Annotated in this window: 14 protein-coding genes; 5 read left to right on the forward strand and 9 right to left on the reverse strand. The window is 63.1% G+C overall.

Annotated features, from left to right (window positions below; all coding sequences use genetic code 11):
* Positions 1-27 precede the first annotated feature (27 nt).
* The 5 genes from EJC47_RS16255 to EJC47_RS16275 all read left to right on the forward strand — a co-directional run bounded on the left by EJC47_RS16255 (position 28) and on the right by EJC47_RS16275 (position 3,861).
* Entirely contained in the window at positions 28-792 is a 765-nt protein-coding gene (locus EJC47_RS16255) for a ParA family protein (RefSeq protein WP_126848931.1), read from the forward strand.
* Positions 792-1,685, forward strand: coding sequence for a ParB/RepB/Spo0J family partition protein (locus EJC47_RS16260; protein WP_126848932.1), 894 nt, complete (start codon positions 792-794; stop codon positions 1,683-1,685). Before EJC47_RS16255 ends, EJC47_RS16260 begins: the two co-directional genes overlap by 1 nt.
* Before the next feature lie 62 nt (positions 1,686-1,747).
* Positions 1,748-1,957, forward strand: coding sequence for a hypothetical protein (locus EJC47_RS16265; protein ID WP_046194673.1), 210 nt, complete (start codon positions 1,748-1,750; stop codon positions 1,955-1,957).
* 252 nt (positions 1,958-2,209) lie between these two features.
* Positions 2,210-2,740, forward strand: coding sequence for a plasmid mobilization protein (locus EJC47_RS16270; protein WP_126848933.1), 531 nt, complete (start codon positions 2,210-2,212; stop codon positions 2,738-2,740).
* Positions 2,737-3,861, forward strand: coding sequence for a relaxase/mobilization nuclease domain-containing protein (locus tag EJC47_RS16275; RefSeq protein ID WP_126848934.1), 1,125 nt, complete (start codon positions 2,737-2,739; stop codon positions 3,859-3,861). The genes EJC47_RS16270 and EJC47_RS16275 overlap by 4 nt, the downstream gene beginning before the upstream one ends.
* 30 nt (positions 3,862-3,891) lie before the next feature.
* Here the strand turns inward: EJC47_RS16275 and EJC47_RS16280 are convergent, their stop codons facing one another.
* The 9 genes from EJC47_RS16280 to virB11 form a co-directional block, all read right to left on the reverse strand.
* Positions 3,892-4,542 (reverse strand): SOS response-associated peptidase, encoded by a 651-nt coding sequence (locus EJC47_RS16280; protein ID WP_046194671.1) that lies wholly within the window; start codon positions 4,540-4,542, stop codon positions 3,892-3,894.
* Between the two features lie 49 nt (positions 4,543-4,591).
* Entirely contained in the window at positions 4,592-5,101 is a 510-nt protein-coding gene (locus EJC47_RS16285; protein ID WP_126848935.1) for an SOS response-associated peptidase family protein, read from the reverse strand.
* Between the two features lie 178 nt (positions 5,102-5,279).
* On the reverse strand, positions 5,280-6,491 hold the full coding sequence (locus tag EJC47_RS16290; RefSeq protein WP_260591621.1) for a helix-turn-helix domain-containing protein: 1,212 nt from the start codon (positions 6,489-6,491) through the stop codon (positions 5,280-5,282).
* A gap of 76 nt (positions 6,492-6,567) precedes the next feature.
* Positions 6,568-7,266: a hypothetical protein gene (locus EJC47_RS16295; RefSeq protein WP_126848936.1), complete on the reverse strand. Its 699-nt coding sequence runs from the start codon at positions 7,264-7,266 to the stop codon at positions 6,568-6,570.
* Positions 7,267-7,690: 424 nt separating this feature from the next.
* On the reverse strand, positions 7,691-8,611 hold the full coding sequence (locus EJC47_RS16300; protein ID WP_126848937.1) for a nucleotidyl transferase AbiEii/AbiGii toxin family protein: 921 nt from the start codon (positions 8,609-8,611) through the stop codon (positions 7,691-7,693).
* Positions 8,608-9,468, reverse strand: coding sequence for a type IV toxin-antitoxin system AbiEi family antitoxin (locus EJC47_RS16305; RefSeq protein WP_126848938.1), 861 nt, complete (start codon positions 9,466-9,468; stop codon positions 8,608-8,610). The genes EJC47_RS16300 and EJC47_RS16305 overlap by 4 nt, the downstream gene beginning before the upstream one ends.
* A 116-nt stretch (positions 9,469-9,584) precedes the next feature.
* Complete coding sequence (locus tag EJC47_RS16310; RefSeq protein WP_126848939.1) at positions 9,585-10,520, reverse strand: LPD7 domain-containing protein; 936 nt, start codon at positions 10,518-10,520, stop codon at positions 9,585-9,587.
* The gene (locus EJC47_RS16315) at positions 10,510-12,465 is read right to left on the reverse strand and encodes a type IV secretory system conjugative DNA transfer family protein (RefSeq protein WP_409574491.1); all 1,956 of its coding nucleotides are present in this window, start codon (positions 12,463-12,465) and stop codon (positions 10,510-10,512) included. The genes EJC47_RS16310 and EJC47_RS16315 overlap by 11 nt, the downstream gene beginning before the upstream one ends.
* 7 nt (positions 12,466-12,472) lie before the next feature.
* Positions 12,473-13,477 (reverse strand): P-type DNA transfer ATPase VirB11, encoded by a 1,005-nt coding sequence (gene virB11, locus EJC47_RS16320; protein WP_126848941.1) that lies wholly within the window; start codon positions 13,475-13,477, stop codon positions 12,473-12,475.
* Position 13,478: the final 1 nt, after the last annotated feature.

The following is a 13,478-nucleotide window of genomic DNA, read 5'->3' on the forward strand; positions in this document are numbered from 1 at the left end:
CGCGGTTGCCCAGGACGGAAGATCTTTGTGAAAACCATCGTGATCAGCCTCCTGAAAGGCGGCGTCGGGAAAACCTTCTTCGCGACCCATCTCGCCTGGTATCTCGCCGAGCAGGCAGGCCGCCGGGTCGCGTATATCGACCTCGATCCGCAGGGCAGCTCGACGCGCCGGCTTGCCAAAGAGCGCAATGGCTGGTTCTCGGCCGATTTGTTCGATCCCGAGGCCAAGCTCGTGCTTGAAGACGCACCCGGCATCACCGTTTTCGGCGCCGACCCGCGCCTGCAAATGGTCAAGGCGGCCGAGGACGTGCACGACTTCATCGGGCGCTTCCGGGGGCTGCCCAAGCATTTCGATTATTGCGTCATCGACACCGGACCCAAGTGGGATGAACTGACCTTGAGCGCGATGGCGGTTGCCGACGAGGTGATCGCGCCGGTCCAGGTTGCCGAGGATTCGATCGAGTGCGCCAAGATGCTGCTGACCGCGCTCAAGAAGGCCGAAGCCGCGCGCGGCGGTCGCAAGGTCAATTTTCTTGGGTTGCTACCGTCGATGGTCAACGCCTTCGACAAGCGCGAGATGGAGAATGCGGTGAAGCTCGCGCACGCGGTCGGCCCGACGATGATGTTCCCGGCCTTCGTGAAGGCGCGGCCGACCTACAAACATTCGGCCGAGAACCATCATGCGGTCTGGCACGAGAAGGGGAGCGGCGCCAAGGCGGCCTCCGAGGAGATCCGCACGATCCTCGCCGAGGTGGAACGTCGGGTTGATACCAGGACCAAGGAGCCGGCCTGATGGGAAAGTTCGACCAACGGGCCGAGGAATTCGGGATGCTGGTTGGCGCGCACGAAAGTGCGCGCCGCGTCGAGGAGCTGCCGCTCGACTGGCTGATGCCCGATCCCGGCAATCCCCGCACGCATTTCGATGAAGCCGAGATGGCGGAGCTTGCGGCTTCGATCGAGGCGCGCGGCGTGCTGCAGCCGATTATCGTCCGTCCCAAGAATGGAGATGGCAAGCATGTCATCCGGATGGGTGAGCGGCGTTACCGCGCCTCGCTTGCTGCGGGCAAGAAAACGATCCCGGCCATTGTCAGCGATGCCGGGGAGGGGGCCGATGTCCTTGCCGACCAGATCGTCGAGAATGACCAGCGTGCCGGCCTCACACCGCGCGAGCTCGCTTTGGGCGTCGAGCGCATGCTGGCCGATGGAAAGAACCAGGCCGAGATCGCCAAGGCGCTCGGCCGTTCGAAGCAGTTCGTCTCGCTCTACGCCGCTTATGGCGAGATGGAGCCATATCTGCGCGAAGCAATCGACAAGGCCCCGATCCGGGTTCTGTACGATTTGCACCGGGCTGCACGAAAGCACCCGCTAGAGGTTCGCGACTTCGTCAGGGGATTCGGCGAGCGGGGCATGACGCTTGCGGAAGGCACGAAGTTCGTCACCTCGCTCAAGGTGCCGGCCGAAACTGTGGCGCCTGCAAAGGCCGCGCCCGCCGCCGCGCCAGTCGAGCCAGCGCCTGGAAAGCGGGTGGGCAGGGCAGGGCGGTCTTCGGCATCGTTCCTGCCGAGCCCGTTCAAGGTCATGGTTGGCACCAGATCTGCGCGACTGGTGCTGCCTGATCGGGTCCGTGTCGTGTTCGATGACGGCGGCGAAGACGAGGTGGCATCATCCGACCTGTCGTTCGATTGACGCGATTAGGGTAGAGTGGCGAACTGAGGTTGATGAGACGCTTTGGAAAGTCAGGATTACCGATGGCCGGTGAGTTGGACGATATCTGTGCGCAAGTGGATTGCCCAAAATGCGGGGCAATTCTCAACGTGCCATTCAGCCAGATACGGTTGCAGAAGGCCGCGGCCTGTTCGTGCGGTGCGATGATCCGTCTTGAGGACGACACTCCGATCGCGGCCATTCAACGCCTGATCGACGAGGCGAACCCGCCAACGTCGGCCAATGATGCCTAGCGCGAAACCAGCCACCAGAACCCCTCACTCCGCGTGAAGATTTTAATCTTTTCAGATTGAGCTATGGCGGCATCCCCTCTTCAGGGATGCCGCCATTTTCATTTCGCAGGGCATTTTCGGCTTGCGTACGCAGCCGGGGAGGCGATGGTTCGAAGGAAGGCTCCGAGTCTGCTTGAGCAGACTGTAGAAGGTTCAAATTAGGTGAGGGCCGGATAGGCTTGTCGCCGGGGATGTTTAACAATAGGGTGGCGCATGGCTTTTTTTGGCCTTCGCCTGCCGGACGATCTCGCGGCGCGCTTCGATGCGATGGCGGCTTCCCACGGAGGTCGTTCGGCCCACTTGCGCGGCCTGATAGATCAGGCGCTTCGCAATCCCCAAGATGAAGTCCTTGTCCCGTCGGCGCGCGAGCGGACGACCGCCCGGGTTGAGATTCGCTTGACCGCGACCGACATCGATCGGCTCGACGCCGCGGCAAGCGAACGCGGTCTCAAACGCACCGAATGGATCGTCGCGCTGTTGCGCCGCCGGCTCTTCGGCAAATCGCCGCCGCCACAACCCGACCGCGCGCTGATCTCGCAATCCTGGCGCGAGCTCAATCGGATCGGGATCAACCTCAACCAGGCGGTACATGCGCTCAATGCGGCGACGATGGTGGACTCCGGCCTCGATCTCGCGCGCGAAGCGGCGCGGGTCGCCTCGTTCCAGGAAGAAATCGACGGTCAGCTTCGCGCGCTGGGTCGTGCACTCGCCGGCGACGTCTCCTATTGGGATACGTCGGCATGAAGGATGATGACGTCCTTCCGCTGCCGAGCCTGATGGAGGCTTGGCGCCCGCCGACCGGGGGCAAGCGGACGTTGAAGGGCAGCACGCTGCGAATTCGATCCGGCGGCAAGGGCAGGGGAGGGGCGGAGGGCGCGCCCGCCTTGTCGCAGGCCGAGGCTAGAGCGAAACTCGAACGGATCGTGCGCAAGGCTCCGGAGGTCATGGTCAAGATCTCGGGCAAGCAGCGTGGTGCTGCCCATCTCGCCGAGCATTTCGGCTATATTTCGCGGCACGGAAAACTCGAGGTTCGCAGCAGCGAAGGCGAGATCATCACGGACGAGAAGCGGCTCAAGGTCATCGCCGCCGATTGGGACATGCTCGATCAGGCTATGAACCCCTACGGCAAGGATCGACCGACCTCGATGTCGATGGTGCTCTCGATGCCGGGCGGCACCACCGATGCGGCGACGATCCACGACGCGGTCCAGGCCTTTGCGCGCGTCGAGTTCGAAGGGCAGTTCGCCTATATGGTCGCGCTGCACACCGATACCGATCATCCGCATGTCCACCTGACCGTTGCGACCCAGGGCGAAGACGGAACGCGATTCAATCCCCGCAAGGCCGATCTGCACCACTGGCGCGAGAGCTTTGCGCACGAATTGCGGCAACGCGGCGTGGCGGCCGAGGCGACGCCGCGCCGGGCGCGCGGTCACGTCCAGAAGCGGGTTCGCTCGCCGGCGCTGCATCTCGAAGCGCGCACGGCGGAGCAGGGCAGGGGGCTCGACATCCATCGGCTGACCGAGGAACGCGCGGCCGAGTTCGCGCGCTCGGCCGAGCCGGAGCGGCGGCCCGAGGATGTGGCAGCGCTCGGCCGGCAGAAGTTGATCCGCGGTGCCTATGCCCAGGCGGCGGCAGCGCTGGCCGCGACGGGCAAGGAGGATGACCTCGCTCTAGCCGAAGACGTGACGAGCTTCGTCGCGGCGATGCCGCCGGCCGTATCGCGGCGCCTGCAGCGTGCGCGCGAAATCATGATGGCCGAACGGGCCGCTGGTGGCGGTGTCGAGCGTAGCCCAGAGACCGGAAACGAAAGCGGCAAGACACCCGATCGCGAACGGCCCAAGCCGCGCGATCGCGATCGATAGGGCAGGGGCCAGGCCGCGAGGCCGCCGCGGTCAGAGTTGATCCAGGCTTACCTGTGCGGGTCGCCGGCGCGACCACAGCTCGTCCGTCCGATTCATCTCGATCAACTCGTCCGGAAAGCATCGGTCGCGGAAGGCGATCACATCATCTAGAGAGCCGTGGAGCCACTGGTCATATTCGTCCGGGTGCAACAGGACCGGCATCCGGTCGTGCACCGGACGGATCGCCTCATTGCAGTCGGTCATCATCCCGGAATAAACGGCTCCCCATTCGTCGCTGATCCGCCACATCCCCGCCCAGGCGAAGATCGGTTGATCCTTTACCGCGAACCAGGTCCGCGTCATCGAGCCTTTTTCACCCTCCGCTTCGGCGAAGCCGGTCACCGGGATCAGGCAGCGCCACTGCGGCTTCGGTGCGATCCCGCGCCACATGAAATTGGTCAGGTCGGCGATGTTGTTGACGGGCTTTGGCTTGATCGGAAGGCCGGTTTTCTTGCTCTTCATCGGCCGCGGGAAACCCCACACCATCGACTGAAGAACGCGCGCGCCCTCGGCTTCGCGAACGACCATGCCGGGATAACCCGGCAGTGTTTCTTCGGGCGTATTGAATTCGGTCGGCACATCGACACCGAAATGCGCCGCGACTTCTGCCGCGCTTTTCCTGACTGTGTAGAGATTACACATGGACGGTCCTGGCCCGTGCTTCAGGGTCGATCATCGCCGATGATCGCGATCATAGCAAAGCCATTTGCGGTTGCAGCGCGGCCGGAAGATCACCGCTCCGCCAGAGATCCTCACTGTGCAACACTGTCATCCGCGCAGCCGCTATCGGTGGACGAATCTGAAAGCCGATGATGTCCCTGATCGAGCAGCCGAGCCACCGCGCATAGTCTTGCGGTTCGAGCAGCACTGGCATGCGGTCGTTATAGGGCTCGACCGCCGCATTGGCCGTCATCGTCATGCCGGCATAGACGGGTCCATAGTCCGGGACATTGCGGCAGAAGCCCGCCCAGGCGAGCAGGGGCCGATCGGAGACCGAGAACCAGCTGCGCGTCTTCGATCCGGGATCACCATTGGGATTGGCGAAGTGCGTGAGTGGGACCAGGCAGCGATATTGCGGCTGCACGACGAGCTTGTCCCATAGCGGATTGGTGAGATCGGCGACGAGGCCGATCCGTCCGGGCAGATCGCCGCGCTCGCGCATTTCGCGGGTCAATCGCGGAAACCCCCAGTCCATCTGCATGGCTCACCTCACGCAAGACGACTCGATGAGCGCACTATATAGCATGGAACAAAGAACGAACAAAATGCCGCGTCTAGGTCAAGAGCCTATGGTTATCGCTTCGTTCCGTTAAGTGGTCGACCGTATCGAGACCGCCAAACTCAACTTCGTTGACCCCGCAGCGTGGCTGCGCGACGCGCTAGCGGCGATGGCGGTCCGGAAAGGCGATGACTTGACCTTCGCCTTGCGGCGAAGCCTCGCCATCCGACGTAGTACGCTTCAGCGTCACGACCTCAGCTGCATCGCGTTCGAACCAGCCCGGCGAGAGACCGCAAAGCAGTTCGACATCGGTTGCCGAGATCGTGAACTCGGTCGCAAGCAGGTCCGATTTGCTGCGCACGCCATTGTCGACGATCAGGTTGAGGCTGTCGCGAAGAGCTCGCGGTTGCTGGACGGGCCAGTGCTGATCCAGCGGCTCGCCCTTCGACCAGCCCTTCGCCGAATAGAGTTTGTAAAGCTGACGCGACAAATCTTCAGGAATGATGTCGAGATCGGAAAGGCGCTTGATCTGCGCCTTGATCGACACCCGCCACCTCTCCTTGAGGCTGGCTAGCACCGCAAGCGAGCAGCGGCGAACCTCATGCGGATAGCTTGTCGATGGCATGAGGAAGGCGCTGCCGAGCCGAAAGGCCTGACGCTCGATCACGCGGAGATTGGCTTCGAACTCCTCGGCCGGCACCGCTCTATGGAGGATGGCGTGCGCCAGCTCATGCGCCGCGTCCATCTGTCTGCGAGGGAAGGACATCTTGTCGGTCGCGAGAAGCACATGCGGCCGACCATCGATGGGAGACCAGCTACAAAGGCCATCGAGCTTCGTCGTGTTCATCGGGATGGTGGCAACGACAATGCCGACGCGCTCCATCAAGGTGACCATATCGCCGCTCGGCCCTTCGCCGAGGTTCCAGTGTCTACGGAGGTCGACGGCGATCTGCTCGATGTCCGCGTCGCGCAGCTGGGTATAGTCGGCGCCTGCCAGGACATCGGGAATATCTACTTCGGGCAGATCGACATAATGGCTGATGATGTAGCTGGCTTCGTGCAGCCACTGCATCTGCGCTTTTTGATATGCGAGGTCGCGAACAAGGGTGCTCGACAGCGAACGCAAGAAGGTCGGCCGGTCACTCTCGTAAGTCTCGCGTAGAAAATATTCCGGACGGACCTGCATCTCGCCGGCGAGATGAAGAAGTGTGGCCGGGTCTGGGGTCTGGTCTGAGTCCTCATCTTCCCATCGCGACACCGTGCTGGCGCTTGAATTGAGTCGCCGGGCCAGCGCAGCGCGAGAAGGGATGCGCCGCGCATGGCGGATTTCGGTGAGCCTCGCCGGGATGAATCCTGGAGTACCAATTCTCATGGCCGGAGTCCTTGCGGCTTCGCACCCTTTGGGGGTGCGAAGCGGAGAAAAATCAGTGTCTGTCGGTGCGACCAACTTATTCGTTCGAGCCGTCCTCGACGTCGCTATCCGGGCGATTCTCCGGCGGCAAGAACAGCTTGCGCGTTTTGCGGAGCTTGACCTCGGCGCCGCGGTCGTCGGAATCATCAGGCGCTTCGCTGCCTTCGCCGTAACCGCGCAGGAAGTCTTCGAGTGATTCGTAAAACAGGAAATCCTTGTAGTCGGCGCCGATGACGCCGACCGCGATTTCCTCGATCATCCCGGCCCTGTTGCGATCGCGGGCAGTAAGAAAGAGTACGAAGATGTCATTTGCGCGTACGCTCTTCGGATCGTCGAACATGTTCGGCTGGAGATGCCAGTTCAACGAAACGCCGGCGGCGCGTGACATGTTCTTCGCGGGCATCTTGCGCGGCTCCGGCATCGCGGCGAAGCCGAGGATGACGCCGACCTTCGGACCCTGGAAACGGGCGAAGGGCTGATAGACGCGCAAATCGGTGCCCGGCATGACGCCGTCCTCGATAAGATGGCCGCCGTGAAGCTGCACCACCTCTTCATAGCCCTGTTCCTGCAGGCGGAACCGGATTTGCCCCTCAACCTCGCGGCTGCGCTTGGCGTTCAGCGGAATGTTCGTTTTCACGACGTCGTGCGCCTTGAACGCCTCGGCGCGGTGACGGTCTTCAAGGTCGATCCACAGCTCCTTTGGAATGGTATCGAGAATGGTACGGCGAATATCCATGGAGCAGCGTCCCCGTTAGCGGTGAGGGATTTATGCCACTAATTTTTGCGTATTGCAAGGGTCATCTGGGAAAAGCGTGCGCGTAGCTACATCATTCCATAGAATCGAGGCGCAATGCAAGGGCGTGCCCAATATCCGCTGTTTCAAATGCGCGTTCAGAAGCGGACGGGCTCCAAACAGCCAGTGCTTCCCATTCCGAGACGCGTCTGAGCGTCATCCGGGATTTCCAATGTCGGCGTGAAAGCTGTTGTTCTGGTAGACCTGCCCATACGGCAAAAATGTCCCCATCTCCGTCATTTCGGCCGCATCGACGATGGCTGTACGAAGGGCCGATTTCAGGAAGCGCACGACCTCATCAAAACGGCAAAGACCGGGTCGCTTGCCGACCGAGCGCTTTCCTAACCGAACGGGGTTGGGCGGACGCTTACGCCGACCCAAGGCAATCCTGGAGTGCCTGCAACTGGTGATCGAACTTCGCTGGATTCTCCGAGCGCAGCCGCTCGAGATTGAGGCGCTTCCAGCGTAGCGCCGGCAGGTCCGGAATCGTGGACTCGAAGCCGAGCGCATCCCAATCGGGCGTGAGGTGATGGAAAGAGGTGAGGAAGTGGCGATTTGCACCCTGGCTCGCGCGGCCGAGGACCTCGCGCACCAACTGCTCCCGCGCCTCCAGAAGGGCATCAAGCGATAGGTCCGCGACGGTCATGCCGAGAAACTCGTCGCTATATTGGGCGCTGATGTCGAGCCGGTGCGGGCAAAGCAGTTCGTGCGCGGGACGCGGATGGCTGACGAGATAGATCAGGAAGGCCTTGAAGAGATCGTCGCTGATCCCTTCGTTGGCGAACAGGAAGTGGATGTCGAACAGGTCGCGGGGGTGCTGGCGATCGAGAGCGGCCGCGATCTTCCCGGCATATAGGTCGGCCTCGGACACGAGCTGCATCTCGGCGAAGCCGAAGCGCTCCTCGACCGCAGCGTTCACGGATCTCAGCACCGGCGGGAACACGGTGCCCCGCAATACCGGGGATACCTCGATCTTGATCGTCACGCCGTCGGACTGGACCACAAGGCGCTTGCCGTCGGGAAGGAGCCGCCGTTCGACGGCCATGCGCCCGTCTCGCTCGAGCCGTGACGCGATCCGGTCGAGACCATCGCGGACTGCCTGCAGCGAGCTGTCGCGATCGGCGACGGGCAGATAGACGAGATCGATATCGACTGACAGGCGCGGCAAGTCGCGCACGAACAGGTTGATCGCGGTCCCGCCTTTCAACGCGAAGATGTCTTCGCGCGCGATCTCGGGAATGGCGCGGACGAGCAAGCTGACCTGATCGACATATCGCTGCGCGGTCATTGGGCTGTTTCCCCTGCCTTGGCGGCGAAGGTCGCCGGCACCGTTATCTGGTAATGAGGGTCCAGTCGCCCGCCCGGGACGAGCTGCCGCTTGCCGCGACCCAGATCGATTTGCTGGCGATCGATATGCTTCGCCCAGCCATGGTCGTGGCGATCGGCGAAGAACAGGAACAGCCGCTTTGCCCGGATGCTCTTGCATCCTTCAAGCAGGCTGGTCAGGGGCTTCGGCCGCAACGTCGTCAGACCTTCGAAGATCGTATCGACATGCTCGAAGCTCAGGCTTTGGGGCACGTCTTCCATCATCTCGATGGTTGCCCGCTCGGCACCCGCTACCGCCAAGAAATGGTCCCAAGGTTCACTCGCGTCTGGCGACGGCACGGCAGCACCGAGGCGCGTCGTCCCCAGATCGAGCCGATGCCATTCGACACCAAGCGACGGATTCGAGAACAGCGCGCGGTTGTGAAGGACTAGCATCGCGTCGGTCGGGAGCTTCGGCAGCCAGGAGGGAACCGCGCCTTCCGGATCATAGAGATGGACCGTCCGATCGCCGCCGAGACGGGCGAAATGCCCCAGCCCGTGGAGTTCGAGTGCGGTCATGCCGCCGACATAGAAGGATGCAGATCCAATCCGTTGCGCCGACATCACTGCCATGTCCCAGCGCAAGCTCGTCGACCCGCCAGCCGGGGTCGCACGTCGGTAGACGCGCGGCGCGACGCGTTCGAGCCAGCCCCGCTGGACATAATCGTGGATCGATGTCCTGGAGATGCCTTGCGCCTGCAACCACGCGGAATCGACCATCAGCCCGGGGGTCAGGCTGGTGAGAAGCTGGTTTAATGGTTGGCGCTTTCGTTCGTCCATGACGAACTATTTGAATGATTCGCGAACCGATGGCAATACACAGTTTACGATCGACGAAATATGTTCGCTCAATACGAACGAATTGAACGATTCTCAAACCAATCTTCGCGCCAGCATCAGCGCGATCGGCTGCGCTCGGGCGGCTTGTGATCCCGGCCTTGCCGAACAGGCGCGCCGCGCGCTTGCCCTGCCGTGGGCTCGACCCCGCGTTGTACCGATGTGCCCGTATCCCGGACGATGGCGGGCCGAATGGTGCGACCGGCCGCGATATGCGCATCGAGCTGCGCGCGCGCGACCGTCATCACGCGCGTGACGGCCTCTGGATTATCGAACAAGGTGCGCCGGATCACGGCTTCCATCACCCGCAACTGGCTATCGACAGCCCGATCGTTGGGCATCGACCGCCCATCGGAGCGCCCGCCGGGCTGCCGCGCTGTAACGGGGGACTCGCTCGATCGCCGGGCAGGCGCCGGATCGCGGCTCTCGCCCGCGTCGCGCGCGATCATTGGCGCGATCGTGTTCTTGTTGGCATCGCTGCGCACGCGGTCGAGCTCCTGCAGATCGCGATCATTCGGCTTATAGCCTCTGACCTCGAGCCCCTTCTGGCCCGCCTCGAGCCATACCGATCGCCGGAAGGCTTCGGTCCCCGTGACGTGGATCCTCTCCCACCCACGATGCTGCGCGATCGCGACGAGATCCTTCACGACCTCCTGGCTCTCTGTCGCCGTGACGAGCCGGCGGCCCTGATCGCGGAACGCTGGATCCTTCATCTCGGCCGAGGTGAAGAAGGCCGGCTCCCCGGACCATTTCGCCTTGTCGGCATAATAGCGCTTGCGCACGGCTTCGGGCAGATCGCCCGCCTCGACGGAAGGAGCCTTCGGCTTCCTGCCCGGCTCGGCCGTACGTTCCCCATCAATGGCACGAGCGACTGGGTCGGGTCGGGTCGCCTGGATTGCGGGCGCGGCCTCCTTGCCGCGCTCCTTTTCGTCAAAGGAGACGCTGTTGGTCCTGGCGCGCGGCTTGGGCGCCGCCGCCTTGTCATTATCGGCCATGATCACGCCTCGCTGTCACTAATGCTTCGGATGAATCGTAATCGTCGTCCGGCTCGATGGCCGCGCGCGCGGTCATCGCCATCACGAAGGCGATCGCCGCTTTCTCGTCGCCCGGGGGCGGAAGCTCCTCAAGTTCGCCCAGGACGAGCATGTCGTCGGTGATCTCGGCATAGCCGGACAATTCGTCGTCAGTCAGCGTGCGGGTCACGACGGGCTCTTCCTCCATTGGTGGTGGGGCGAGGAGCGCCGCCCGCTTCGCCTCGATCGCTTGGGCCAGCACATCCGAGCTGGCGCCGGCGCTGGCCGGCGGCGAGACCTGCTTCGCCTGCGGGATCATGATCAGCCGCGGCGCAACCTTGGGCGGGTCCGAGATCCTGCTGGTGAAATGCCGAGAGCGGAAATACTCGATCTTGCGCGCGCGAACCGGCGGAATCCCGCCGCGCAGCAACAGCAAATCGCCCTTGGGCATCTGCATCAGCTCTTGCGGCATCATCAGCGCGCGGCGCTGATCGGATTCCGAAATGCTACGGTTGGCGAGCATGCCGTGAATGGTGCGGCTTTTCGATTTCACGTTCATCGTGAAGAAGCCGAGACGCTCCGAAAGTTCATTGGCGACCCGCAGTTCCTTGGGCGTGAACACCACCTCGAGGCCACAATTGGCGATGATCTCGTCGGTGACGTCCGCCCCATAGATACCGCGAGGCTGCGATCGGCTCTGGATCACCGGCAGCAATCGCAGTCCATAGCCGGCGACATAAGAGAAGGCGGACGCGATCACTGGCGCCTTGCCCAATCGCGCAAACTCATCGAGCAGAACAAGAACTGGAATCTGGCCCCCGGATGCCGGCAACTCCCGCGTGTTGAGATCGATCAGCTGCTGCAGGAACAGATTATAGACCGGCGCGATCCGATCGATATTGTCCGGCGAGACGCCCAGATAGATCGAGATCCGCTCGCGGCGGACCTGGCGCAGATCGAAGTCGGTCTCCGACGTCGCTGCATCGACATACGGGTTAAGCCAGAGGCTGAGCTTCGAGGTGATCGTCTGCTTGATACCGGAGAAGGTGTTGTCGGACGCGGAGGTGAAGTCGCTCAACGCCGAGACGCAGGCCTGGCTTAGCCGCTGCCCGCGCTTCTGCGCTTCCTCGACAACCTTGGGCAGCTCGACCTTCGGGTCGCCCGCCGTCAGCCGCCGGTAGATTTCGCCGATCGTGAAGGGGAGGGCGGGGTTGGCCGCAACTAGGGCGCCGACGCCGACGAAGGCGGCGCGCGCGGCTTCAGCCCAGAAGGGGTCGGCCTTCTCGGGTGCTGGAAATAACATGCCGCCGATCTTCTGGAGTTCGTTGACCACATCGACGTCGTCGAGACGATCGATGAAGCTCAGCGGATTGTACCGCGCGGTCCGCCCTTCGGGATCGAGCGGGTCGAACAGATAGACGGCTTGGCCATGGCGCGCCCGGAAGCCGGCTGTGATGTCCCAGTTCTCGCGCTTCACGTCGAGCACCACGACCGAGTCCGCCCAACTCAAAAGATTGGGGATCACGACACCGACGCCCTTGCCGGCACGCGTGGGCGCCTCGAGCAGAACATGCTCGGTCCCGCCGAACACAAGATAGCGGCCGCCCTTCTGGCCGACGATGATGCCGCTCTTGCTGCGCAGCTGTTCTTGCCGGATCTCGCTTTCACGCGCGAACCGTGCCTCGCCATGCAGCGAGCGCCCCCGTTTCAGGATGACGAGCAAAATGACGAAGGCGATTGCGCCGCTGACCAACGCGCCCCGCTTCAACCACAGGTGGAGGAGCGGATCGCCGCGATAGTACCAGAGCCATGCTGGCACCGCCGTGATCTGCATCCGCGGCCCGATCTGCTTCAAGCCGACGAGCGCCACCAGCACCGCGCACAGGGAGCAGAGGATAAGCACCGCCGCGAGGATCCCCGCGACGATCGCGACCCTAGTGAGAGGTCGTGCGTCCGACAGGCGGGTCAAAATATACCTCCTCGACCTCGAATTTTCCGGCGTGCTTGCGGGTCTGGACAACAACGTCGACCAACATGCGAAGCAGCCCGCGGATGTCGTCGCGGGCGAGATCCCGTCCGCCCTCCGATTCCTTGACCAGCAAGGTGAGCTGCTCGAACGCTCCCATAGCCGAGCCGGCATGGACGGTCGTGATCGAGCCAGGATGGCCCGAGTTGACGTTGCGCAGATAGAAGAAGGCGGTGCCGTCGCGCAGCTCCTGCAGCAGGATGCGATCGGGGCGCATGCGAAGCGCGCTTTCGAGCAATTGCTTGGGGCCGACCTTGGCGAGGCCCTGCCGCTCGCTCGAATAGACCATATGCACGACGTTGCGATGCTCGACGACGAGCTCGCGCGTATCCTCGATCGTCAGCAGCCGCTCATGGGGCGGGATCAGCTGGATGAGCGCCTTGGCGAAGGTGGTCTTGCCTGACCCGGTCGCGCCGCTCACCAGGATGTTCTTGCGGGCGGCAACTGCGGTCCTGAAGAAGGACGGCCAGTCACCGGCATCGCGTTGCGCTACCAGCTGCGCATCGACCCCGCCGAGACCGCGTGCGGCAGAGCGCGTGCCCTTGAACAGTCCCGTGTTGGCGAGTTGATCGATTGCGAGGTTGACGCGCGAGGGCTTGCGCACCGTGAAGGATGGCGCCCCGCTCGGCGTCACTGACGGTATGACGATCTGGCAGCGCTCGCCACCAGGCAATATCGTCGAGCAGATCGGAGTCTCTGCATTGACGTCCTGCCGGGTGAAACTCGCGGCGGCGACGGCGAGCGTCGCGAGCCAGTCGCTGTCGAGTTCGGCGACATCATGCCAATGCCAGCCCTGATGATCCTCGATGCCGACCTCGCCGGGCTTGTTGATCACAAGCTCCGTCACCTCGACCGGCTCCAGCAGTGGCAGGATCGGTGCCAGGTAGTGGCGCAGGACGGCGGTATCGCTCACG

It is taken from the genome of Sphingomonas sp. TF3 (assembly GCF_003985085.1).
GTDB lineage: Bacteria > Pseudomonadota > Alphaproteobacteria > Sphingomonadales > Sphingomonadaceae > Sphingomonas.